The organism is Mesorhizobium sp. M0678 (genome assembly GCF_040320505.1).
GTDB lineage: Bacteria > Pseudomonadota > Alphaproteobacteria > Rhizobiales > Rhizobiaceae > Mesorhizobium.
On sequence record NZ_JAMYPT010000008.1, the window covers coordinates 167523 to 189840 of the forward strand.

21 protein-coding genes and 1 other RNA gene are annotated in these 22318 nt (G+C 63.4%); 1 reads left to right on the forward strand and 21 read right to left on the reverse strand.

Features of this window, described 5'->3' with window-relative positions; translation table 11 throughout:
- Window positions 1-41: 41 nt before the first annotated feature.
- The 15 genes from ftsA to mraZ all read right to left on the reverse strand — a co-directional run bounded on the left by ftsA (window position 42) and on the right by mraZ (window position 17224).
- Complete coding sequence (gene ftsA / locus NKI29_RS17025; RefSeq protein ID WP_023676759.1) at window positions 42-1349, reverse strand: cell division protein FtsA; 1308 nt, start codon at window positions 1347-1349, stop codon at window positions 42-44.
- Complete coding sequence (locus NKI29_RS17030; protein ID WP_023676760.1) at window positions 1346-2287, reverse strand: cell division protein FtsQ/DivIB; 942 nt, start codon at window positions 2285-2287, stop codon at window positions 1346-1348. The genes ftsA and NKI29_RS17030 overlap by 4 nt, the downstream gene beginning before the upstream one ends.
- A complete protein-coding gene (locus tag NKI29_RS17035; protein ID WP_023676761.1) occupies window positions 2275-3201 on the reverse strand; it encodes a D-alanine--D-alanine ligase in 927 nt (308 codons plus the stop codon). The genes NKI29_RS17030 and NKI29_RS17035 overlap by 13 nt, the downstream gene beginning before the upstream one ends.
- A 315-nt stretch (window positions 3202-3516) precedes the next feature.
- Window positions 3517-4482, reverse strand: coding sequence for a UDP-N-acetylmuramate dehydrogenase (murB, locus tag NKI29_RS17040; protein ID WP_031211769.1), 966 nt, complete (start codon window positions 4480-4482; stop codon window positions 3517-3519).
- Window positions 4479-5885 carry a UDP-N-acetylmuramate--L-alanine ligase gene (murC, locus tag NKI29_RS17045; protein ID WP_352796748.1) on the reverse strand — a complete coding sequence of 469 codons (1407 nt, stop codon included), beginning with the start codon at window positions 5883-5885 and terminating at the stop codon, window positions 4479-4481. The genes murB and murC overlap by 4 nt, the downstream gene beginning before the upstream one ends.
- Entirely contained in the window at window positions 5882-7006 is a 1125-nt protein-coding gene (murG, locus tag NKI29_RS17050) for an undecaprenyldiphospho-muramoylpentapeptide beta-N-acetylglucosaminyltransferase (RefSeq protein WP_352456167.1), read from the reverse strand. Before murG ends, murC begins: the two co-directional genes overlap by 4 nt.
- 1 nt (window position 7007) lies before the next feature.
- Window positions 7008-8159: a putative lipid II flippase FtsW gene (gene ftsW / locus NKI29_RS17055; RefSeq protein ID WP_352456168.1), complete on the reverse strand. Its 1152-nt coding sequence runs from the start codon at window positions 8157-8159 to the stop codon at window positions 7008-7010.
- Window positions 8159-9559, reverse strand: coding sequence for a UDP-N-acetylmuramoyl-L-alanine--D-glutamate ligase (gene murD / locus NKI29_RS17060; RefSeq protein ID WP_352570481.1), 1401 nt, complete (start codon window positions 9557-9559; stop codon window positions 8159-8161). The genes ftsW and murD overlap by 1 nt, the downstream gene beginning before the upstream one ends.
- Window positions 9560-9567: 8 nt before the next feature.
- A complete protein-coding gene (mraY, locus tag NKI29_RS17065) occupies window positions 9568-10650 on the reverse strand; it encodes a phospho-N-acetylmuramoyl-pentapeptide-transferase (RefSeq protein ID WP_023676767.1) in 1083 nt (360 codons plus the stop codon).
- Window positions 10651-10674: 24 nt separating this feature from the next.
- Entirely contained in the window at window positions 10675-12108 is a 1434-nt protein-coding gene (locus NKI29_RS17070) for a UDP-N-acetylmuramoylalanyl-D-glutamyl-2,6-diaminopimelate--D-alanyl-D-alanine ligase (protein ID WP_352755758.1), read from the reverse strand.
- Window positions 12105-13559 (reverse strand): UDP-N-acetylmuramoyl-L-alanyl-D-glutamate--2,6-diaminopimelate ligase, encoded by a 1455-nt coding sequence (locus NKI29_RS17075; protein ID WP_352680268.1) that lies wholly within the window; start codon window positions 13557-13559, stop codon window positions 12105-12107. Before NKI29_RS17075 ends, NKI29_RS17070 begins: the two co-directional genes overlap by 4 nt.
- A 54-nt stretch (window positions 13560-13613) precedes the next feature.
- Window positions 13614-15341 (reverse strand): peptidoglycan D,D-transpeptidase FtsI family protein, encoded by a 1728-nt coding sequence (locus tag NKI29_RS17080; RefSeq protein WP_352796751.1) that lies wholly within the window; start codon window positions 15339-15341, stop codon window positions 13614-13616.
- Between the two features lie 14 nt (window positions 15342-15355).
- Window positions 15356-15733 carry a cell division protein FtsL gene (gene ftsL, locus NKI29_RS17085; protein WP_023676771.1) on the reverse strand — a complete coding sequence of 126 codons (378 nt, stop codon included), beginning with the start codon at window positions 15731-15733 and terminating at the stop codon, window positions 15356-15358.
- Window positions 15734-15737: 4 nt separating this feature from the next.
- Window positions 15738-16769, reverse strand: coding sequence for a 16S rRNA (cytosine(1402)-N(4))-methyltransferase RsmH (rsmH, locus tag NKI29_RS17090; protein WP_352755755.1), 1032 nt, complete (start codon window positions 16767-16769; stop codon window positions 15738-15740).
- A complete protein-coding gene (mraZ, locus tag NKI29_RS17095; RefSeq protein WP_352456172.1) occupies window positions 16766-17224 on the reverse strand; it encodes a division/cell wall cluster transcriptional repressor MraZ in 459 nt (152 codons plus the stop codon). The genes rsmH and mraZ overlap by 4 nt, the downstream gene beginning before the upstream one ends.
- Window positions 17225-17629: 405 nt before the next feature.
- Here mraZ and NKI29_RS17100 point away from each other — a divergent pair, with 405 nt between their 5' ends.
- Complete coding sequence (locus NKI29_RS17100; RefSeq protein WP_352636620.1) at window positions 17630-18745, forward strand: cystathionine gamma-lyase; 1116 nt, start codon at window positions 17630-17632, stop codon at window positions 18743-18745.
- Here NKI29_RS17100 and NKI29_RS17105 read toward each other — a convergent pair.
- The 6 genes from NKI29_RS17105 to NKI29_RS17130 form a co-directional block, all read right to left on the reverse strand.
- Entirely contained in the window at window positions 18725-19009 is a 285-nt protein-coding gene (locus NKI29_RS17105; protein WP_352636619.1) for a type II toxin-antitoxin system RelE/ParE family toxin, read from the reverse strand. The genes NKI29_RS17100 and NKI29_RS17105 overlap by 21 nt on opposite strands.
- Entirely contained in the window at window positions 19006-19281 is a 276-nt protein-coding gene (locus NKI29_RS17110) for a type II toxin-antitoxin system ParD family antitoxin (protein ID WP_023676776.1), read from the reverse strand. The genes NKI29_RS17105 and NKI29_RS17110 overlap by 4 nt, the downstream gene beginning before the upstream one ends.
- A gap of 151 nt (window positions 19282-19432) precedes the next feature.
- Window positions 19433-19831: RNase P RNA component class A (gene rnpB, locus NKI29_RS17115), an RNA gene on the reverse strand.
- A gap of 59 nt (window positions 19832-19890) precedes the next feature.
- The gene (locus NKI29_RS17120; protein WP_352755752.1) at window positions 19891-20634 is read right to left on the reverse strand and encodes a lytic transglycosylase domain-containing protein; all 744 of its coding nucleotides are present in this window, start codon (window positions 20632-20634) and stop codon (window positions 19891-19893) included.
- Window positions 20635-20819: 185 nt separating this feature from the next.
- A complete protein-coding gene (locus tag NKI29_RS17125; protein ID WP_023676778.1) occupies window positions 20820-21587 on the reverse strand; it encodes an N-acetylmuramoyl-L-alanine amidase in 768 nt (255 codons plus the stop codon).
- The gene (locus NKI29_RS17130; RefSeq protein ID WP_352755750.1) at window positions 21584-22303 is read right to left on the reverse strand and encodes a TerB family tellurite resistance protein; all 720 of its coding nucleotides are present in this window, start codon (window positions 22301-22303) and stop codon (window positions 21584-21586) included. Before NKI29_RS17130 ends, NKI29_RS17125 begins: the two co-directional genes overlap by 4 nt.
- Window positions 22304-22318: the final 15 nt, after the last annotated feature.

The window sequence follows — 22318 nt, forward strand, 5'->3', positions numbered from 1 at the left end:
CTTCGCCGCCGCGGCCGCCTATGGGGCTGTCCCCGTCAAAATTAAAAACTGTCTCTCAACCACTGACTCATTCGATGCAGTTTTCCGCCTGTTCCGGTCATCCGAAGACCGGAAATTCCCTTCGCCGGCCGGCTCTCGAAGCTCGCCATCTGTGGATAGATCAGAAGTCCGACCGGGGTCGAGAAAGCCGGCCCCTTGGCCGCCTCGGGCAAGCCTGCCACGCCAAGCGGGCGTCCGATGCGCACATTGCGGCCGAGAATGCGGCGTGCTGCTTCTGGCAGGCCGGCAAGCTGGCTGGCACCGCCGGTCAGCACCACACGCTTGCCGACGGCGTTGCCGTAGCCGGATTTGTTCAGCCGGTCGCGCAACAATTCCAGCGTCTCGTCGATGCGGGCGCGGATGATGCGCGTCATCACCGAGCGCGGGATCTGCAACGGCACCTCGCCGTCCTCGCCGATCGGATGGATGGAAACCAGGTCGCGGTCGTCGGCACTGCCAGGCAGCGCCGAGCCATGCATCACTTTCAGCCTTTCGGCGGCATCGAGCGAGGTCGACAGGCCCTTGGCCATATCCAGCGTGACGTGGTTGCCGCCGATCGCGATGGCATCGCCATGGACGAACTTGCCTTCCGAAAACACCGAGATCGTCGTCGTGCCGCCGCCCATGTCGATGCAGGCCGCGCCCATTTCGAGCTCGTCGTCGACCAGCGCAGCAAGCCCACTGGCATAGGGCGTCGCCACCATGCGTTCGACCGACAGATGCGAGCGGTTGATGCAGAGCTCCAGATTGCGCAAGGGCGCTGCGTCGCCTGTCAGCACGTGCATGTCGACGCCAAGCTGGTCGCCAACCATGCCGCGCGGATCGCGCACACCGCGCTCGGCATCCAGCGAAAAGGCTACGGGAAGCGAATGGATCACCTCGCGCTCGGCCCGCAACGCCTGCTTGGCGCCGGCGGCAAGCACGCGCTTGATGTCGGCCTCGTCGGCCTCATGGCCGCCGAGATTGATGGTGGCCGAAAAAGCCTCGCTCTTCAGCCGGCCGGCAGTCATGTTGACGATCAGCGAATCGACCGTCAGTCCCGCCATGCGTTCGGCGGCGTCGACGGCAAGACGGATGGCGTGCTCGGCACGGTCGAGATCGATGACGACGCCCGATTTCACGCCTTGCGATTTCTGGTGGCCGATGCCGATCACCTGGACGCGATGCGAGCGTCCGCGCAGCAGCTTGCCATCGTCGCGCGGCTTGAGTTTGGCCACCACGCAGCAGACCTTGCTGGAGCCGACATCCAGCACCGTCAGGATGCCGGACCGGCGCGACGAGGCATCGCTATTGCCGCCAAGCCAGCTCATATCTTCGTCTCCGGCTTGCGCTTCAGCATCTTGGGCTTTTCGTCGAGCGCGGCTTGGCGCTGTGTCGCCGCTTCCGGCGTCAACTGGACGACCAGACGATCGGAAAGGCGCATGTCGACGGCGGCGATGTCGCGCGTCAAAAGCCCGTTCTCGTGATCCATCCTGACCAGGTCGGCAATCGCCTGATCCTCACCGTCTTCGGGAAGCTTGATCGTGATGCCGTTTTCAAGCTTGAGGTCCCAGCGCCGTTCGCCGATGCGGATATAGCCCTTGATCCGCGCGGCGAGCTCCGGATAATTCTTGATCTTGGCTAGGAAATCCGGCGCTTTGGCCGGTGCGCCGGTGCCGATGATCAGCGGCAGCAATATCTGTTTGCCGCCGGAGAATGGCGCAATGACGGTGCCGGATTTCTCGATGACCGAAAGCGCGCTGCCTTGCTGCCACAGCGCGAACGGCTCGCGCTCCTCGACGCGCACTTCCAGCGTATGCGGGTAGACCTTGCGCACTGCCGCGGCTTCGACCCAGGGTAGCGTGGTGATGCGTTCGCGCGCGGCTTCGGCATCGAAGCCGATCAGCGAGGTCCAGCCGTCGAGTTCCAGCCTGTCGAGAATATCGATCTCGGACGTTTCGCGGTTGCCGACGACCTTGACCTGGTCGACGGCAAAGCCGGTGCGGGCGGTGACACTCTGGACGATGGCGTCGGAATATCCGCCGAGATAGGCGCCATAGGCACTGCTCGAAACAAGCAGTGCCGCCGACAGCATGGCAGCGCAATAGGGCGGCGCTTCGAAGTCGCCTTCGCCGAGGCGCGCCAGCACGCGCACCGGCCGGCGGAGCAGGCGCGGCAGCACGAAATGGTCGAACGACAACGGCATGCCGAACAGCGCCGGCCCGGCCGCGCCCTTCCCGTTGCCCTGTCCCCACTTCAACGCAGACACGAAGCGTCCTCCACCATCCAACTCAACAAATCGCCGAACGAGTGTCCCGCTTGCGCGGCGATTTCCGGCACCAAAGACGTCGGCGTCATGCCCGGCTGGGTGTTGACCTCGAGCCAGACAATTTCGCCGTTTTCGGAGTGACGATCGTCATAACGGAAGTCCGACCGGGAAACGCCCCGACAGCCGATAGCTTGATGAGCCTTGAGTGCCAGTGTCTGTATTTTTTGGTAAATATTCGGTGAAAGTTTTGCCGGGCATTCGTGTTTTGATCCTCCCGCGACGTATTTTGAATCATAGTCGTAAAAGGAATGGCCGGTCGGGATGATCTCGCAGACACCGAGCGCCACATCGCCCATCACCGCGCACGTCAATTCCCGCCCGTGCACATAACGCTCGACCATCACCGCGTCGCCATATCTCCACTCGGACGAGCCGATGATCTGCGGCGGATGCGACTGGCCTTCATGCACGATGACGACGCCGAAGCTCGATCCTTCGTTGACCGGCTTGACTACATAGGGCGGCTTCATCGGGTGCTTGTTCTGGATGGCGAAGCGATTGGCCACCTTCGATTCCGCCACCGGAACGCCGGCCGCCTTGGCGACCTTCTTGGCCTGTTCCTTGTTCATCGCAAGCGCCGAGGCAAGCACGCCGGAATGGGTGTACGGAATGGCGAGGTACTCGAGGATGCCCTGGATGGTGCCGTCCTCGCCGAAGGGGCCGTGCAGCGCATTGAAGACGACGTCAGGCTTGAGCTCGGCGAGCACCGAGCCGATGTCACGCGAGACGTCGACGCGGGTGACCTGGTAGCCCTCCCCCTCCAGCGTATCGGCGCAGGCTTTGCCCGACGACAGGGATACGGGCCGCTCGGACGAGAATCCCCCCAGAAGGACGGCCACGTGCTTGCTTGTCATTCCCCGTCATTTCCTCTCACAGCAGGCCTGCACCATCATGCATGGCCCGAAAAGCATCGCGCGCACTCAAATGCGCCCGAGCAACTTCGCTCCCGTGTTTCCGCAACATTGAGTCCGAGTCTCCCGGCAGGTTGCCCCCCCAGACGGAAACGCGAGTAACGCGTCGAAACGACTCAAATCAGGAAACGCTTCAGGGCAGAGAATCAGAGAGTTGATTCGCTGGCAAGTGCTTACGATTCCGATGGATTCACTTTCCGCAAAAACGGCAGCAAAATGTGAATTCATGACTCCGAAAGGCAACGGCGGTCAGCTTGCCTAAAGCAACTGCCCGAGAAATTCCTGGACGGCATGGCCCGGCCGAAAATTACCGATGCGCTTGATCTCCCACTGCAGCCGGATACCTGATCTTTCGAGCACGCGCGCACGCACCGTCTCACCGAGATATTCAAGCTCGTAGCCCGTGGCGGTTCCGGTGTTGATCATGAAGTTGCAATGCATCGGCGACATCTGCGCCCCACCAACCATCAGGCCGCGGCAGCCGGCCTTGTCGATCTCCTTCCAGGCCGAGGTGCCCTCAGGATTCTTGAAGGTAGAGCCACCGGTCTTTTCGCGGATCGGCTGCACGGTCTCGCGATGGTTCTGGACAGCATCCATCGCGGCCTTGATCGCCGCCTTGTCCTCAGGAATGCCTTCGAGCAGCGCCGACGTGAAGATCAGCCCGGACGGCGCCGCTGAATGGCGATAGGCATAGCCCATATCGGCATTGCTCAGCGTATGAACATTGCCCTTGCGGTCGAGTGCCCGCACCTCGACCACGCGCTCGCGCGTCTCGACGCCATTGGCGCCGGCGTTCATCCTCAGCGCTCCGCCAATGGCGCCGGGAATGCCGTGGTAGAAATGAAAGCCACCGATGCCTGCCTCGTAGGCAACGGCCGCAAGGCGCTTGTCGGGTGTCGCGGCGCCCGCCTTGATCGTGGTCGGCGCAATTACTTCGGTCTCGCCAAAGCCTTTGGCCGAAAGCCGGATGACAAAGCCCGCAATGCCGCCGTCACGGACAAGCAGGTTCGAGCCGACGCCGACGATGGTCAGCGGAATTTCCTCCGGCACCGCCTTCAGGAACGTGGCAAGATCGTCCTCGTCGGCCGGCTGGAACAATGCGTCCGCGAGCCCGCCGGCTCGAAACCAGGTGATCTTGTCCATCTCGGCATTGGGCGTGATGCGGCCGCGCAGTCCGGCAAGCCGGTCGCCAAGCTTCTCGATCAACGCCTGGCCGCGCATCATGAGATGGTCCCGCCGAGTTCCTTGGGCAGCGCATAGGCCCATTGGGTGATGTTGCCGGCGCCGAGGAAGACGACGAAATCGCCCGGCTTCGCCACCTCGCGCACGATCGGCGCAATCGCCGCCGGACCTTCGATGTAGCGTGCGTCGCGATGGCCGCCGGAGCGGATGCGCGACACCAGTGCGTCGGACGTGACGCCGTCGATCGGTTCCTCGCCGGCCGCATAGACGGGCGCCACCATTACCGTATCGGCGTCGTTGAAGCAGACGGAAAACTCGTCGAACAGATCGCGCAGCCGGGTGAAGCGATGCGGTTGTGTAACGGCGATGATGCGACCCTTGGTAGCGCTGCGCGCAGCTTTCAGTACCGCCGTGATCTCGACCGGATGATGACCGTAATCGTCGAACACATCGACACCGTTCCACGAACCGGTATGGGTGAAGCGCCGCTTGACGCCCGCGAAAGACGACAGGCCCTTCTTGATTGCCTCAGCCGAAAGGCCGAGCTCATGCGCGACGGCAATCGCCGCCGTCGCGTTGGAGACATTGTGGCGCCCGGGCATGGGCAGCCGCAGGCCTGATATCGTTATCTGGCCGTGCGTCCTGCGGTCGCGGATCACCACGTCGAATTCCGAGGTCGGGCCGTCCATGCGGTGATTGGTGAAGCGCACGTCGGCCTGCGCATTTTCGCCATAGGTGATGACGCGCCGGTCCTCGATGCGGGCGACCAGCGCCTGCACCTCGGGATGGTCGGTGCACATCACACCAAAGCCGTAGAACGGCACATTCTCGACGAACTGACGAAACGCTTCGCGCACTTTGTCGAAGGAGCCGTAATGGTCGAGGTGCTCGGGGTCGATATTGGTGACGACGGCAATCTCGGCCGGCAGCTTGAGGAAGGTGCCGTCGCTCTCGTCGGCCTCGACCACCATCCATTCGCCGTCTCCCATGCGGGCATTGGTGCCATAGGCATTGATGATGCCGCCATTGATTACCGTCGGGTCGAGCCCGCCGGCTTCGAGTAGCGTCGCCACCATCGAAGTCGTCGTCGTCTTGCCATGCGTGCCGCCGATCGCGACCGCCTGCCGGAAGCGCATCAGCTCGGCCAGCATTTCGGCGCGCCGCACGATCGGCAGCAACTTCTCTCTCGCCGCCTTCAGCTCCGGGTTGGATTTCTTGATTGCGGTGGAGACGACGACCACTTCGGCCTCGCCGAGGTTTTCGGCCTGATGGCCGACGAAGCATTCGATGCCCTTGTCGCGCAGCCGCTGCACATTGGCGCTGTCAGCCTGATCGGATCCCTGCACCTTGTAGCCGAGATTGTGCAGCACCTCGGCGATGCCGCTCATGCCGATGCCGCCAATGCCGATGAAATGCACGAGGCCGATCGTCTGTGGCATCTTCATGCGTGCGTCTCCTTCCTGAATTCCGAAACGGATTTCCTGGACGCAATAGCCTCTGTCAGATCGGCGAGCAACCGCGCCGCGTCGGGTCTTCGCACCGAGCGGGCCGCCGAGGCCATGGCGGCGAGCCTGTCGCCGTCGCCCAGCAACTCCACGATCTCGCCTGCGAGCGCCGCCGCGTCGAGGCCGGGCTGGCGCCGCATCACCGCGCCCCCCGCATTGACGAGGATCTGTGCATTGTGGCCTTGATCGTCGTCGAGGGCATGCGGAAGAGGCACGAGGATGGCCGGCCGGCCGATCACCGAAAGCTCGAGCACCGTCGACGCGCCCGAGCGTGAGACGACGAGATGCGCGGCGGCCATGCGCGCCGGCAGATCGGAGAAGAACGACGCGACCTCGGCCTCGATGCCGAGAGCGCGGTAGTGCTCTCTCACCCGCGCCTCGTCCTCGCCGCGTGCCTGCTGCACGATGCTCAGCCGCGAGCGCATTGCGCTGGGCATCGCCGCCACCGCCTCAGGCACAGTGTCGGAAAAATAGCGCGCGCCCTGGCTGCCGCCGAAGACGAGCAGCCGCAGCGGTCCGCCGGGCTCGGGCACGGCATAGGGCCTGCCGGCCACGTCGAGCACCGCCTGCCGGACCGGATTGCCAGTCTCCACGATCTTGGCCGAGAAGGGACCGGAGGCCTTGAGGAAGCCCCCCGCAATCGCCGTCACCCGCGGCGCGAGCGCCTTGTTGGCGCGGCCCATTACCGCGTTCTGCTCATGGATCAGCGTTGGCGCACCGCGTCGCGTCGCCGCGAACAGCGGCGGCAGCGTCGGATAGCCGCCGAAGCCCACCACCGCATTCGGCCTCAGCCGGGCGATCAGGGCGGACGACTGGCGGAATCCACGCCACAGGGTCCAGAAGGTCCGCGCGACAGTCAGCGGATTTCTCGACCCGAAGGTAGCGGAGGCGATAGCGTGGACGCCGTCGCCGGGGAACCTGCCGGCATAGCGCTCGGCGCGGTCGTCGGTGGCCAGATGTACCGCCCAGCCGCGCGTCTTGAGCTCATGTGCCAGCGCCTCGGCCGGGAACAGATGTCCGCCGGTTCCGCCTGCCGCCAGAAGGATGACCCCCTTCGCCATCTCACTCCGCCGGCATCGCACGCGGCGACGGCATGAAGCCCAGCTGCTTGCGCTTTTCCGGGCGCTTGCGCGTCAGCGCCAGCACCATGCCCATCGAGATGGCGATCGCGATCTGCGAAGAGCCGCCGTAGGAGATGAACGGCAGCGTCATTCCCTTGGCCGGCATCAGCTGCAGATTGACGGCCATGTTGATGACCGACTGCAGGCCGAAGACCGTGACCAGGCCGCCAACCGCGTAGCGGGTGAAATCGTCCTGCTCCCTGAGCGCCGTGTTGAGACCGCGCAGCACGATGAAGCCGAAGATGGACATGATGAAGAAACACATGATCAGCCCGAATTCCTCGCCGGCGACAGAGAAGACGAAGTCGGCGTGGCTGTCGGGGATGACCCGCTTGACGGTACCCTCGCCCGGCCCGACGCCGAACCAGCCGCCATTGATCAGCGCCTCGCGGCCCATGTCGACCTGGAACGTGTCGCCCTCGCCGGTCATGAAGCGGTCGATACGGCCGGCAACGTGCGGGAACACTGCATAGGCGGCGAACACGCCGCCGACGCCTGCAGCACCCAGCGCGACGATCCACAGCCACGGCAATCCGGCCATGAAGAACATCACCCCCCAGGTGCCGAGCACCAGCATGGTCTGCCCAAGGTCAGGCTGCGCCACCAGCAGCGAGATGACCAGTGCAAGCAGCAACATGGCGAACAAATTGCCCGGAATGTCGGGCTGGCGCTTGTGCTCGGCGAACAACCAGGCGCAGATGATGACGAAGGCCGGTTTCAGGAACTCGGACGGCTGGATCGACAGGCCGGCTAGCGACACCCAGCGCCGCGCGCCCTTCACCTCGACGCCGATATAGAGCACCGCCACCATCAGAAACAGCATGATGCACAACATGACCAGCGCCATGCGCCGGATCTGCCTGGATTCAAGGAACGAGACGGCCAGCATTACCCCAAGCGCCGGAATGGTGAAGATAATCTGGCGTGTCGCGAAGTGGAAACTGTCTAGCCCGATGCGCTCGGCCACCGCCGGGCTTGCGGCGAAGGACAAAACGATGCCGAGCCCCATCAGCGACAGGAACGCCGCCAGGAACCAGCGATCGATCGTCCACCACCAGGTCGCCACAGGGCTTTTGTCGAGACGGCTTTGCATTATCGTGTCCCTCCGATGGGCTTCACGCCATCAATGGCGGTTGCGGCTTGCCTGAACGCCTCGCCGCGGACTTCGAAATTCTTGAACTGGTCGAAACTGGCGCATGCCGGCGACAGCAGCACCACAGCCTCGCCGCTACTATCCCTGGCCGCATCACGGGCGGCGTGTTCGACTGCCGCCGCCAACGTGCCTGATATCTCGTAGGGCACCGCTTCGCCCAGCGTCGCCGAAAAGGCCGGTGCGGCTTCGCCGATCAGATAGGCCTTGGCGATGCGCGGGAAGAAGCCGCGTAACGGCTCGATGCCGCCCTCTTTCGGCAGGCCGCCGGCAATCCAGTAGATACGCGCAAAGCTCGACAGCGCCGGTGCAGCGGCATCGGCGTTGGTCGCCTTGGAATCGTTGACGAACAGCACATGCCCTTTGCGGCCGACCTGCTCCATGCGGTGCGCCAGCCCAGGGAAACTCTCCAGTCCGGATTGGATCTCGCCGAGCTCGAGCCCGACCTTGAGGCAGGCCGCGGCGGCGGCCAGCGCGTTCTGCGCATTGTGCTGGCCGCGCAACGAGCCGATGCCTTCGAGGAAGGCGACACGGCTGTAGCGGCCGTGCACGGCTTCCATTAAGTTGGTGCCGTCAGCGAAATAACCGTCGGTCAGCGGCAGGCGCTTGGAGATGCGGATGACCTGCCGGCCGGCCCGCTCCAGCCGATCGGCGATCTGGGCGCACCAGGAATCGTCGACACCGATGATTGCCGTCTCGCTGCCGGCCACCAGCCGCTCCTTGATCGAGGCGTAGTGTTGCATCGTGCCATGGCGGTCGAGATGGTCCGGCGTCAGGTTGAGCAGCACACCGGCCGTCGGATTGATCGAAGGGGCAAGATCGATCTGGTAGGAAGAGCACTCAACCACATAGTGCCGTTCAGGCTGCGGCGGATCGAGCGTCATCACCGCGCGGCCGATATTGCCGCCCATCTGCGTGTCGCGCCCAGCCGATTTTAGGATGTGCGCCGTCAGTGCCGTGGTCGTCGACTTGCCGTTGGTGCCGGTAATGGCAATGAAAGGTGCTGCCGGTGCCAGCAGCATCCGCTCGCGGCAGAAAAGCTCGATGTCGCCGATGATCTCCACGCCTGAGCCCCGCGCCAGCTCGACGGTCCAGTGCGGCTTGGGATGCGTCAGCGGCACGCCGGGCGACAGCACGAAGGCGGAAAACCTCGCCCAGTCCGCACCGCGCAGGTCCGCTGTCGTGATGCCGACCGCGCCGGCCTTGGCGACGCTGTCGGGATTGTCGTCCCAGGCCAGCACATCCGCGCCGCCCTCGATCAGCGCGCGCGCCGTGGCAATCCCCGAGCCACCGAGCCCGAAGAGCGAAACGCGCTTGCCTGAAAAGGATGCGGCGGGGATCAAGCGGCCTCCTATCTGAGCTTCAGGGTCGACAGGCCGACCAGCGCCAGGATGACGGCGATGATCCAGAAGCGGATCACCACCTGGCTTTCGGTCCAGCCGAGCTTTTCGAAATGATGGTGGATCGGCGCCATCAGGAAGACGCGCTTGCCGGTCATCTTGAAGTAGCCGACCTGGATGATGACCGAGAATATCTCGACGACGAACAGGCCGCCGACGATGACCAGCACGATCTCGTGCTTGGTCGCCACCGCGACCGTGCCGATCAGCCCACCCAGCGCCAGCGAGCCGGTGTCGCCCATGAAGATCGCCGCCGGCGGCGCATTGAACCAGAGGAAGCCAAGCCCGGCGCCGATCACCGCTCCAAGGACCACCGCAAGTTCACCGGTGCCGGGCACGAAATGGATCTGCAGATATTCGGCGAACACCGCGTTGCCGGAGAGATAGGCGATGACGCCGAAGGATGCGGCGGCGATCATGATCGGCACGATCGCCAGCCCGTCGAGACCGTCGGTCAGGTTCACCGCATTGCCGGCGCCGACGATGACGAAGCACGAGAACGGGATGAAGAACCAGCCGAGATTGACGAGAAACTCCTTGGCGAAAGGGAATGTCAACGATGACGAGAACGGCGCCTGGCCGTTATGCATGATCACCCAGGCGGCGATGCCCGCGATGACGAATTCGAGCCCCAGCCGCGCCTTGCCGGAGAAGCCGAGATGCGATTGCTTGGTTACTTTGAGATAATCGTCGTAAAAGCCGATCGAGCCGAATCCCAGCGTCACCAGCAGGACCACCCAGACGTAGATGCTCGACAGGTTCGCCCACAGCAGCGACGAACCGACGATGCCGGACAGGATCATCAGTCCGCCCATTGTCGGCGTTCCCGCCTTCTTGAAATGCGTCTGCGGCCCGTCGGCACGGATCGGCTGGCCTTTGCCTTGCCGCAGCCGCAGCGAATTGATGATGGTCGGTCCGAAGATGAACACGATCAGCGCCGCTGTGATCAGCGCTCCGCCGGTGCGGAATGTTATGTAGCGGAAGACGTTGAAGACCGAGATCTTGTCCGCAAATTCGACGAGCAGTGTTAGCATGCGCTTGCGTCCCCCGGACCGATCCTAGGTCTGTCTGCTGGTTGTGGCTTCCGCCGGAAACTTGCCGAGCAACGCCTCGACCAGCTTTGAAAAGCCTATGCCCTTCGACGATTTGATCATGACCACGTCGCCGGGCTTCAATTCCGATAGAAGAATCGGTTTCAGATCTTCCGCACCGGCGCGGTACTCCGTCCTGATCTCGCCGGGCAAAACGTCGGCCAGCGCCCGCATTTCCGGACCGCCGAGAAAGACCGTGCGCGTGTCGGTGCCGACGATCAGACCGGCAAGCGCGGCATGCAATTTCGCCGAATGGCTGCCGAGCTCGAGCATATCACCGAGCACGGCAATGCGCCTGCCCTCGCCCGACACCGGCGTCGTGTTGAGCAGTGCCATTGCAGCGCTCATCGACGCCGGATTGGCGTTGTAGCTCTCGTCGATCAGCGTGATCGGCCCGTTGGGGTGACGCAACACATAGCGCTTGCCGCGTCCGCGTTCGGGCGAAAGATCGGCCAGCGCCTGCGCAACCCTGGTGACGTCGGCGCCGACCAGATGCGCGGCACCAAGCACCGCGAGCACATTCTGCACCATATGGCGGCCCGGCGCGCCGATCCTGGCGACAATCTCGTGCCCGCCAATCTTGGCGGTGATGACCGAGTGATCGGCATTGAGCTCGCATTTGATCAGTTTGAAGGTCGCCCGGGCATTCTCGCCGAACCCGTAGACATGCTCGACGCCGGCCTCTTTGGCCATCTTCTCCAGCAGCTTCCAGCGCGCATCGTCGCGGTTGAGAAGGGCGGCGCCACCGGGCTCCAGTCCCTCGAAAACCTCTGCCTTGGCCTTGGCGATCTCGTCCAGGTTGCGGAAGAAGCCGAGGTGAGCCGCCGCGATCAACGTGACGATGGCGACATGCGGCCGGACCATCTTGACCAGAGGCCGGATCTCGTCGGGATGGTTCATGCCGATCTCGAAGACAGCATAGTCGCAATCCTGCGGCATGCGCGCCAGCGTCAGCGGCACCCCCCAGTGATTGTTGAACGACTGGGCCGATGCATGCACCGTACCGACCGCCGAGAGAGCGTGGCGCAGTGCTTCCTTGGTGGTGGTCTTGCCCGCCGACCCGGTCACGGCAATCACCCTGGCCTTTGAGCGTGCGCGCGCGGCAACGCCGAGCTTTTCCAGAGCGACAAGCACGTCCTCCACGACGATCATCGGTGCCGTCAGCCGCCCCAGCGACGGCAGCTTGCCCTCGGCGACGACCAGCACCCCGGCGCCCGCCTTGATGGCGGCGGTGACGAAATCATGGCCGTCCATGGCCTCGCCCTTGATGGCGAAGAAAGCGTCTCCCGGCTGCAGGCTGCGGCTGTCGATGGAAATGCCGGCGATGCCTTCAGGCATCGGACCGAGCGGCCGGCCATCCATGGCGGCAACCAGCGCCTCGGAGGTCCACAGATAGCTCACGTCGCTTGCTCCCGCAGCGCCGAGCGAACTTCCTCATGATCGGAAAAATGCAGCGTCTCGGTGCCGATGGTCTGGCCTTCCTCATGGCCCTTGCCGGCCACGATCAGCGTGTCGCCAGCGTGAAGCATCCCGACCGCCTCGTGGATGGCCTTGCGCCGGTCGCCGATCTCGATGGCGCCAGGTGCGGCCGCCAGGATCGCGGCGCGGATCGTCTCGGGTACTTCCGAGCGGGGATTGTCGTCGGTGACGATGACGACGTCGGCCAGCCTTGTGGCGATCTCGCCCATGATCGGCCGCTTGCCCCGGTCGCGGTCGCCGCCGCAACCGAATACGACGATGACGCGGCCGGTGGTAAAGGGGCGCACCGAAGCCAGCACGTTTTCCAGCGCATCCGGCTTGTGCGCGTAGTCGACATAGACCGGTGCGCCGTTGGCGGCCGTCCCGACAAGGTCGAGCCGTCCCGGCGCGCCCTTCAATTTCTCCAGCGCCATCAACGCCTTGGCAACAGATGTTCCAGTCGAAATAGCGAGGCCGGCCGACACCAGCGCATTTGCAATCTGGAAGTCGCCGGCCAGCGGCAAGTCGACTTCATGGAGAACGCCGTCCGCTTCGACCTCGGCGCGCTGGCGGTGGCGCTCGTGCTCGACCCGCTTCAGCCGCAGGAAATCGCCGTGGCGGCCGACCGTCAGCACATTCAGTCCCCCTGCCCGCGCCGCCTTGATCGTCGGCTCCGACCACGGGTCGTCGGCAAAGATGACCGCCGGCGCGCCCTTCGGCAGCAGCGCGTCGAACAGACGCAATTTGGCGCGATGATAGTCCTCGACCGTCGGATGATAGTCCATATGGTCGCGGCCGAGATTGGTGAAGCCGCCGGCCGCAAGCTTGACGCCGTCGAGCCGGCGCTGGTCGAGGCCATGGCTGGACGCTTCCATCGAGGCGTGGGTGACGCCGGCCTCCGCCAGCTCCTTGAGCAGCCTGTGCAGTGCCACCGGATCCGGCGTGGTCAGCGAGCCATATTCGTTGCGGCCTGGCGCCACCACGCCGGTCGTGCCGATCGAGGCGGCGGCGAAACCCGCCTGCTCCCATATCTGCCGGGTGAATGCGGCGACCGAGGTCTTGCCGCTGGTTCCGGTCACCGCGACCATGGTTTGCGGTTGCATGCCGAAAAAACGTGCAGCACTCAGCGCCAGCGCAAGGCGCGGATCGTCTACGGCAAGAACCGGGACTGGCAGCCCGGCGACGGCACCGCCCTTGCCGACCACGATCGCTGCAGCGCCTCGGCTCGCGGCATCGGCTGCGTAGGCTGCGCCATCCGCCTTGGAGCCGGTGAGCGCGAAAAAGACGACGCCCCGTGTTACCTGGCGGGAATCCGACGAAATCCCTGTAACCTCCATGTCGAAGGAAGCTGTCCCCTCGACAGGCAGGATACCGGCTAGATTTTTCAGCTTCATCGAACCCCGTTCATCGCAACAAAATAGCGCGCAGTTGCCGGCGCGCCCCAAGAATCACTGATAGGAAACCAGCGTTGCACCATTTTCATGGCTGAAATCTGGCTTCACGCCAAGCATGGAAGCCGCACGTCGGATGATGTTTGCAGCCATGATGCCCGCGTTCGAGGCGGCCGTAGCACCCATGCCGGGCTTTTCCGGCTTCGGTTCGTCGGCGATCGTAAGCACTATGTATTGCGGATCGTCCATCGGGAAAGCCGCAACGAAGGCGTTGAAATTCTTTTCCTTCGAGTAACGGCCGTTGACAACCTTCTCCGCCGTTCCCGTCTTGCCGCCCACCCGGTATCCTGGCACCCGTGCATTGCGGCCGGATCCCTTTTCGGCATTGAGTGCATAGAGATAGCGCATGCCCTCGACCGTCTTGTCGCTGACCACTTTCTTGGCCACCGCCATCGCCTGCTCCTGCGTGCGCGGCAGGAAGGTCGGGTCCATCAGATAGCCGCCATTCATCAGCGCGGCGCAGCCGACCGCTGTCTGCAGCGGCGTCGTCGACACACCGTGGCCGAAGGCAATGGTGATCGAATTGACCTGCTTCCAGACCTTGGGCTCGGTCGGCCGAGCGACTTCCGGCAGTTCGGTCTGCATCTTCTCGAGGATTCCCAGGCGATGCAGGAATTCGCGGTGTCCGTCGATGCCAACCGCTTCGGCTTCCTTGGCAGAGCCGATATTGGAGGAGTAGATGAACACTTCCGGCACCGACAGTACTCGGCCCTTGCCATGGAAATCATGGATGGTTTGATGGCCGATCCTGATCGGGCGCGACGCGTCGAAACGGCTTTGCAGCGTTATCTTGCCGGAATCGAGCGCCATGGCGGTGGTGAAGCTCTTGAAGGTCGACCCCATTTCATAGAGGCCGGCCGACATACGGTTGAGCCGGTCCTTGTCCTGCGCGTTATAGGGGTTGTTCGGATCGAAATCCGGAACCGACGCCATCGCCAGCACCTCGCCGGTCTTGACGTTGAGCACAACGGCGCCCGCCGCGATCGCGTGGTACTTTTCCATGCCGGTGGCGACCTCGTCGCGCACGATATGCTGGACGCGCAGGTCGATCGAGAGCTGCACTGGCTTCAAATCCTTGGCCACCGCCAGACCCGACGCCTGAAGGTCGCTCAAGCCTTGTTCGTCGATGTATTTCTCCATGCCGGAGATGCCCTGATTGTCGATGTTGGTGAGGCCGACAATGTAGGACGAGGTTTCGCCGGCCGGATAGAACCGGCGCTTTTCGGTGCGAAAGCCGAATCCGGGGATGCCGAGTTGCATGATGTCGGCCTGCTGCTTCGGCGTCAGTTGCCGGTGCAGCCAGACGAACCCGGCGCCGCTCTTCAGCTTGTTATATGTCTGCTCGTAGTCGATCTCGGGAAGCACCGTCGACAGCTTTTCGATCGCCTCGTCGGCATCGACGATGCGGCGCGGTTCGGCAAACAGCGACGCGGTCTTGATGTCGGTCGCCAGCACTTCGCCGTTACGGTCGACGATGTCGGGTCGCGATGCCGTCACCCGGCTCTGCGGCCCGCCCGACAGGTCGGGATTCTGGAAACCCAGATAGACCAGCCGCCCGGCAATGGTCGAATAGATGCCGAAGAACACCGCCATCGTCATGACGATGCGGGTCCTGCCCTTGCCACCGGTCGCCTTGCGGGCACCTTCGACCACGATCGATCCGCCCGCGCCGGGCTTCGAACCGCGCTTCAGCAGCCTGCCAATCTTTGGAAATCTGGCAGCCATTGGAAATCCGGTGATCATTGGACGATGCCTCCGGTCACCACGGGATCCTTGCCGCCGATATCGGCCATGCCGCCCAGCCGCTGCGATGAAAGGTCCTCGATGTTGACGGGTTTCGCCGGCAGATCGTCCAGCCCGACGATCTGGCGCGCATTGACCGGCTCGAGTCCGAGTTGCGATTTGTAGATTTCGGTGAGCTTCTGCAGGCGCGACGGCTGGGTAAGCAGGCTCCAGTCCGCCTTGAGCAGGTCGATCGTGTCCTCCTCATAACGGATCTGCGCCTGGATCTTGTGCACTGCCGCCAGTTGCTCCTCGGCCTCGCGCTTGGTCTTGTAGGTCAGGGCAGCCGCCGAAACCATGACGGCGATCAGGACTATGTCGCTGGTACGAAACACGTGCTCACCTCTCTCCCGGTCGATCGGCGCCGGGAAGCTTTGGGCCAGGCAGTTTTGGCAGGCCGAAGATCGAAAAATCGCCGGCACGCGCCGGCGCCTCTGTACGGATTGCAGTGCGCAGCCTTGCCGAGCGCGCCCGCGGATTTGCCGATATCTCGGCATCGCCAGGCGTCACGCCGCCGCCCTTCTTGGTGAAGGTGGCGGTGCGCGCCTGCGCCTCGGGCAGGTGCCGCGATCCGGTCGCTGAATCGGCTCTGTCGGCGATGAAGCGCTTGACGATGCGGTCCTCGAGGGAATGGAAGGTCACCACGACAAGCCGCCCGCCCGGTTTCAGCACGCGCTCGGCGGCAAACAGTGCCTTGGCCAGTTCGCCGAGTTCGTCATTGACGAAGATGCGCAGCGCCTGGAAAACGCGGGTGGCCGGATGGATCTTGTCTTTCGGCGCGCGACCGATATGCGTCTCGATGGCATCGGCAAGGTCGAGCGTGCGCTCGAAGGGGCGTCTTTCGCGACGGCTCTCGATCATGCGGGCGATGCGCCCGGCATGGCGTTCCTCGCCGAGAAAACCGAAGATGCGGGCAAGATCGCCCACCTTGAAGGTGTTGACGACGTCGGCGGCGCTCAGGCCCGCCTGCGCCATGCGCATGTCGAGCGGTCCATCGGCCCGGAATGAAAAGCCGCGCTCCGGCTGGTCGATCTGCATGGAGGAGATGCCGATGTCGAGCACGACGCCATCGGCACTTTCAACCTGCTCGTCGAGCGTCGAGAACGGTGCCTGGACAAGCCTGAGCTTGCCGCCGGACTGCTGTTCAAGGGCCCGCCCCGCCGCGATCGCATCCGGATCGCGGTCGATGGCGACGACCGAGGCTCCGCTTGCCAGAATGGCCTTGGTGTAGCCGCCGGCACCGAACGTGCCGTCGACGATCACCTCGCCTTTTGTCGGCGCCAGCGCCTCCAGAACTTCGGCAAGGAGGACCGGAATGTGACGGGCTGGTCCGCCAACGGCATGAACTTCATCGCCGTCGCCCGCCATCATTCCGGCCGCTCCTCGGGCTTCGTCCCCTGCCGAAGCTGCAAAAGCCGGGCGCGTGCTTCCGTCCCATAGGCGCTGAGCCGTCCCGGCTCCCAGATCTGAAAGAAATTGCCGCGGCCAACGAAGGCCACTTCCGCTGAAATGCCGGTATGCTCGCGAATGAAATCGCTCATCGTGATACGGCCGTCCTGGTCGAGCTTCAGAAACGTTCCATCGCCATGGCAGAAGAACGACATATCGTCCGCCGTCTGCAGGAACGGGTCTTCCTGGGCGATACGCTGCTCGTAGCGATCGAGCAGGTCGAGCCCACCGACATCCATCGCCGGGCGATCCAGGCAGCGTAGCGCATAAAGTTCCGAATAGCCGCGTTTCTGCACAACGGCACGGAAATGCGCCGGCACGGACACCCGTCCCTTCGCATCGATCCTGTTCACCGCGTTCGACAGAAACCGGTCCATTACGCGTTACGGCCGCTTGCGCCGCCGCACCCCTCTGCATCTTCCTGTCCGCGCCGCCCCGGCCCGGTCGACGTCCAAAACCCGCTTCGTTGTGAAGGGCGAACGCAGGCAAACGCGCTGCCGCCGCGGCTGCCCGATTGGCGTACGCTTCACCCTGACACGGAACGAAGGCTTGAGTATCGGAATGGGATATCATGGGGTGTTATGGGCGTCAACGGGAACAGTCTTCAAAACGCGCCTGCCACGACTGGGGAGAGCAGCTTTGACGGCACTCCCGTCTTTATCGTCTATTAAGCCTAACGAAGCGTTTAGAGCCGTGTGGCCCAACCGGAGCCGGCTTGCTGCGGATCGCTGCCGCGCATAGCCTCGGCATCTCCTTTTCCGGTCAGTAACGAGGTTGAAACCATGTCCGAAACAGCCAAGTCGCGCGCCGCGGCACTTCCCCATCTGTATCGCGGCAGGCTTGCCAAGGGCGACCCGATCCCCTTGCCCCTGACCATGGCCGCCATCTTTCATGCGCCCGGCGACGCCACCGGCTACGATCAATATGGCCGCTTCAGCAATCCGACCTGGGATGCGGTCGAGCACATGCTGGCGCATCTGGAAGACGCCCCATGCGTCGCCTTCCCCTCGGGGATGGCTGCCATCTCGGCGGTATTTTTCGGCCTGCTCAAAGCCGGCGACCGTATCCTGCTGCCGTCCGACGGCTATCACACGACGAGAGCGCTGGCAGAGCGCTTCCTGAAGTCCTTCGGCGTCGCTTATGATGTCCGGCCAACATCGAGCTTCCTCGACGGCGGCTTCGATAGGTATCGGCTTGCCTTCGTCGAAACGCCCGCCAACCCAGGACTGGACATATGCGACATCGCAGCCGTCGCCGAGGCCGTGCATAGAGCGGGTGCGGTGCTTGTGGTCGACAACACGACGATGACGCCTTTCGGCCAGCGCCCGCTCGATCTCGGTGCAGATATCGTCATTGCCGCCGACACCAAGGCACCAAACGGCCATTCCGATGTGCTGTTCGGCCATGTCGCCAGCCGCGACGCGGACATTATCTCGAGGGTGACCGACTGGCGCGAGGCGTCGGGCGCTATCCCCGGGCCGTTCGAGGCATGGCTGGTGCATCGCGGCCTCGAAACGCTGGACGTGCGCTTCGACCGCATGTGCGCTTCCGCCGAAATGATAGCGCGACGGCTGAAAAACCATCGCGCGATCAGCGGCTTGCGCTTTCCGGGACTGGAGAGCGATCCATCGCACAATCTTGCCCGCGCCCAGATGGAGCGCTTCGGCTTTCTCATCTCGTTCGTGCTCGCCTCGGAGGACAGGGCCGAGGATTTCATCAACAATTGCGCCTTGATGCAGGCAGCGACGTCGTTCGGCGGCGTGCACACTTCGGCCGAACGGCGATCAAAAAGGGGAGATGCCGTTCCGCCCGGCTTCGTTCGCCTGTCGATCGGCTGCGAGCCGGTGGAAGAGCTTTGGCAGGCGATCGAGGCGTCGCTAGACGCAATCGGTGGCTGAATCGGCGTCGATCTTGCGCCGGCCGTGGAGGACGCGAACGATTTCGATCGCCTCTTCGACGCCGACGATCAGGTGACGGATGCCGGGCGCGATGTCTTCGCGCGGGGCACCTGAGAAGGGATAAGTGGCCACTTGCTGCCAGCGGGCTTCGATCCGATCGAGCAATCGATCGGCCGCAGCCTCGCTGTCTTGCGCAACATGAAGCCAGATCGCGATCAAATCCTCTTCCGCATTTGCGGTTCGGATGATGGGCAGCAAATTCATGCCGCGCTGTCGGGTTTCAATCGTCTCCGCGCTTCGGCCTTTATTTCGTCGATCGACGCAAACCGTCCCGGTCCGCTGTCGATCCCCTCCTGCACCAGCTTGCGCAATTCCTCGACCGTGTAGCCGAGCAGGTCGCGCCGGTCCTTCCATTGCCGCAGCGCGTCGCGGATCACCTCGCTCGCCGAGGCATATTCGCCGGCGGCGACCACGTCGTCGACCGCCGCCGCCAGTTCCGGCGATAGCGTGATGCTGCGTTTGTCAACGTGGCCCATGGCGCACTCCTGATCAATCTCTCAATGGTACGATTAAATCGTACCAATTTCAAGGATTGTCGCGCTCGGCTGCAGGGGTCGAAAGTGAATCAACGGCTGCGCCCGAAGACGCAACCTGCTGATATCAGGAGATTTCCTTTTATCGGGGAAAACTGCCAGCTGGCCTGTAAGCCGGGTTCTGTATGGCCCTCGCCCCTTACGGGGCGAGAACGTGGCGGCCATTCATCTTGGGCGCATGTTGCCATGCGCCTCACGCAACCTACCCGGACGGTGAGCCGGAAACAGCCCTCGAGGGTTTCCCCTCGCACCGCCCCTATTCGGTCTTGCTCCCGGTGGGGTTTACCGTGCCGCTCCTGTTGCCAGTCGCGCGGTGGGCTCTTACCCCACCCTTTCACCCTTGCCACGATTGGATCGTGGCGGTTTGCTTTCTGTGGCACTTTCCCTGGGGTCGCCCCCGCCGGTCATTAACCGGCACCGTGTCTCCATGGAGCCCGGACTTTCCTCACCCGCAGCCTTTCGGCTTCGCGGGTGCGGCCGCCCGGCCAGCTGGCAAGGCGTATAAAGGGGTTCAGGCCCGAAAACGCAAACGAAAAAGCAAGTTGTCGCTTGTCAGGCGGGCGCTCCAAGTGCTGCCAGCTGCACCTTGACCTTGCCGCAATAGGCTGCGGACACCGGGTTCATCCGTGTGGCGGCGTGGCCGGCATTGTATTTCAGGATCGTGCCGCAGGTCGTGCCGCCGCCGAGATCCCGCGCCATGGCAAGGTACTTCATGCCGTATTTGATGTTGGTATCGGGATCGTAGAGACCCTGAACCGAACCGCTATAGCCCATCATCCTTGCCGTCGCCGGCTTGATCTGCATCAGGCCGATCTCGCCGGCGCTGCCGACCTGGTTCGGTTGGTAGTTGCTTTCGATCTTGATGACGGCGTTGGCGAGCGACACCGGGACGCCATAGCTGGCGGCATAACGCGCAATGATCGCCGAATACTGTCCGCTGCCGCCGACTACCGCCGCCTGAGGCGCTGGCCTGCTCTTCGGAGCGACTGACGCCGTTGCCATGCGGTCGATGCGTTTGCGGTTACGCTTCACATGCTGTTTGGCGATTGTCTTTCTCGCAGCGGTTGGCCTTTTCGCGGAGACTGGCTTTTTCGTCTTTACCGCAGCCGCTTTTTCCACTTTTGCGGTGGCGGTCTTCTCTACTTTTGCACCACCCTTCGGCATGGCGGTTTTGCCGGCTGCGGCACTGAAGCCCTGATCGGCCCGCTGGCTCAGCGGTGCGCTGTTCGCCGCACTGAAGGCAAAAGTCATTACGCCGGCAGCAATGGCTGCCGTTAAAACGGTCAATTTCTGCATGTGATCCTGTTCTGTTTGATCTGCACAAAGAACTTCGCGCAGATACCCTCAATCAACATCGGAACATGTGGGGGGATAGACGTCCGACAATCTGTACGGATCGCCTTTGACGACGGAATTGGCGCCAAAGAAGGCGACGCAAGTCACTTTGAGTAACAGATTGTAACTTTTAAGCTGGCAAAAGATTATTTGAGAGAGGCTATCCTTACGGAAGCGAGCAGCCTTTCCAGCGTGCGGATCGTCGATCCGTCAGCCATGCCATCGACCAGGCGCAGCCGGAAATGCCGCTGAAATGCCTCGACCACGATTTCGGTCTGCCGGTCGAAAGTGCCGGTGATCTCGACGCCATAACCATAGAGCGCCAGCATCGACTGCAGCGCCTCTACCTCGGCGCCGGTATCGCCTGGCTTCAGCACGGCGCCGCGCCGGATCGGTGCTGCCGGCACAACATGGCCGATACCGGCAGCAAACAAGGCCTTCCATGGAAATTTCTCGCCTGGATCGACCTTTCGCCCCGGTGCCACGTCGGAATGGGCAAGCACCCGCTGCGCCGGAATGGAATGGCGCTCGACGATGCCGGCGCACAGGCCGATCACCGCGTCGATCTGCGGTTTTGGAAAGTTGCGATAGCCGAGCGTATGCCCCGGATTGACGATCTCGATGCCGATCGAACAGGAGTTGACGTCGTTCAGCCCGAACCACGAACTCCTGCCGGCATGCCAGGCGCGGTCGCTTTCCCTTACCATCTGAACAATGCGGCCGCCCTCATGGACCAGGTAGTGCGACGAGACCTCGCTTGCCGGATCGCAAAGCCATTCCTCGGCACCGGCGCCGGTTGCCATGCCGGTGTAGTGCAGCACGATCATATCGGGTCCGAGCGTCCCGCGCCGTGGTCCGAAATTCGGCGATACCCTGACCTCGGCGCTCGGCTCATCGGGCGGAAAGCCGCTCATGCGTGCCGCAGGCCTCGCTCGATCATTTCATAGGCCGCGTTGATCGCCGCCAGCCTGGTCGTCGCGATCTTGATGAATTCCTGCGGCAGGCCGCGTGCGATCAGCCGGTCCGGATGATTGTCGGAGACCAGCTTGCGGTAGCGCCTGCGGACCTCCTCGAACGGCTTGCCACGCTCGATGCCGAGCACAATATAAGGATCGGCCGCACCCAGATCGACATGCCGGGCCAGGATGCTCTGGTAATGCGCCTCATCGATGCGGAATATCTCGGCGATGCGATGCAGGAATTGGCCCTCGCGCTCATGCACCAGCCCGTCGGCCTTGGCGATGTGGAACAGCCCGTCGAGTATGTCCTCGAGCATCAGGCAGTTCGAATGGCCCGAACCGCAAAGCTGCGCCATCCGCTCGGCATAGGTCTCGAAACCGGCAATGTCGCGTTTGGCCAAATCGTAGAGCCGCGCCACATTGCGCCTCTGTTCCTTCGGCACCTCGAATATTTCCTGGAAGGCGCGCACCTCGTCTTGCGTGACGATGCCGTCTGCCTTGGCCATCTTGGCCGACAGGGCGATCATCGCCACCGAGAAGGCGACGCGCCGGCGCAGATCGGCATCGCCGGAGAAAACCGTGCGCACGGCCTCGACCACTTCGGCGACGCCTGACGACGCTGAAGATGAAACGCGTGCGACGAAGTCGCCAAGGCGGTCCCAAATCGACATGGGGGCTTCATAGGG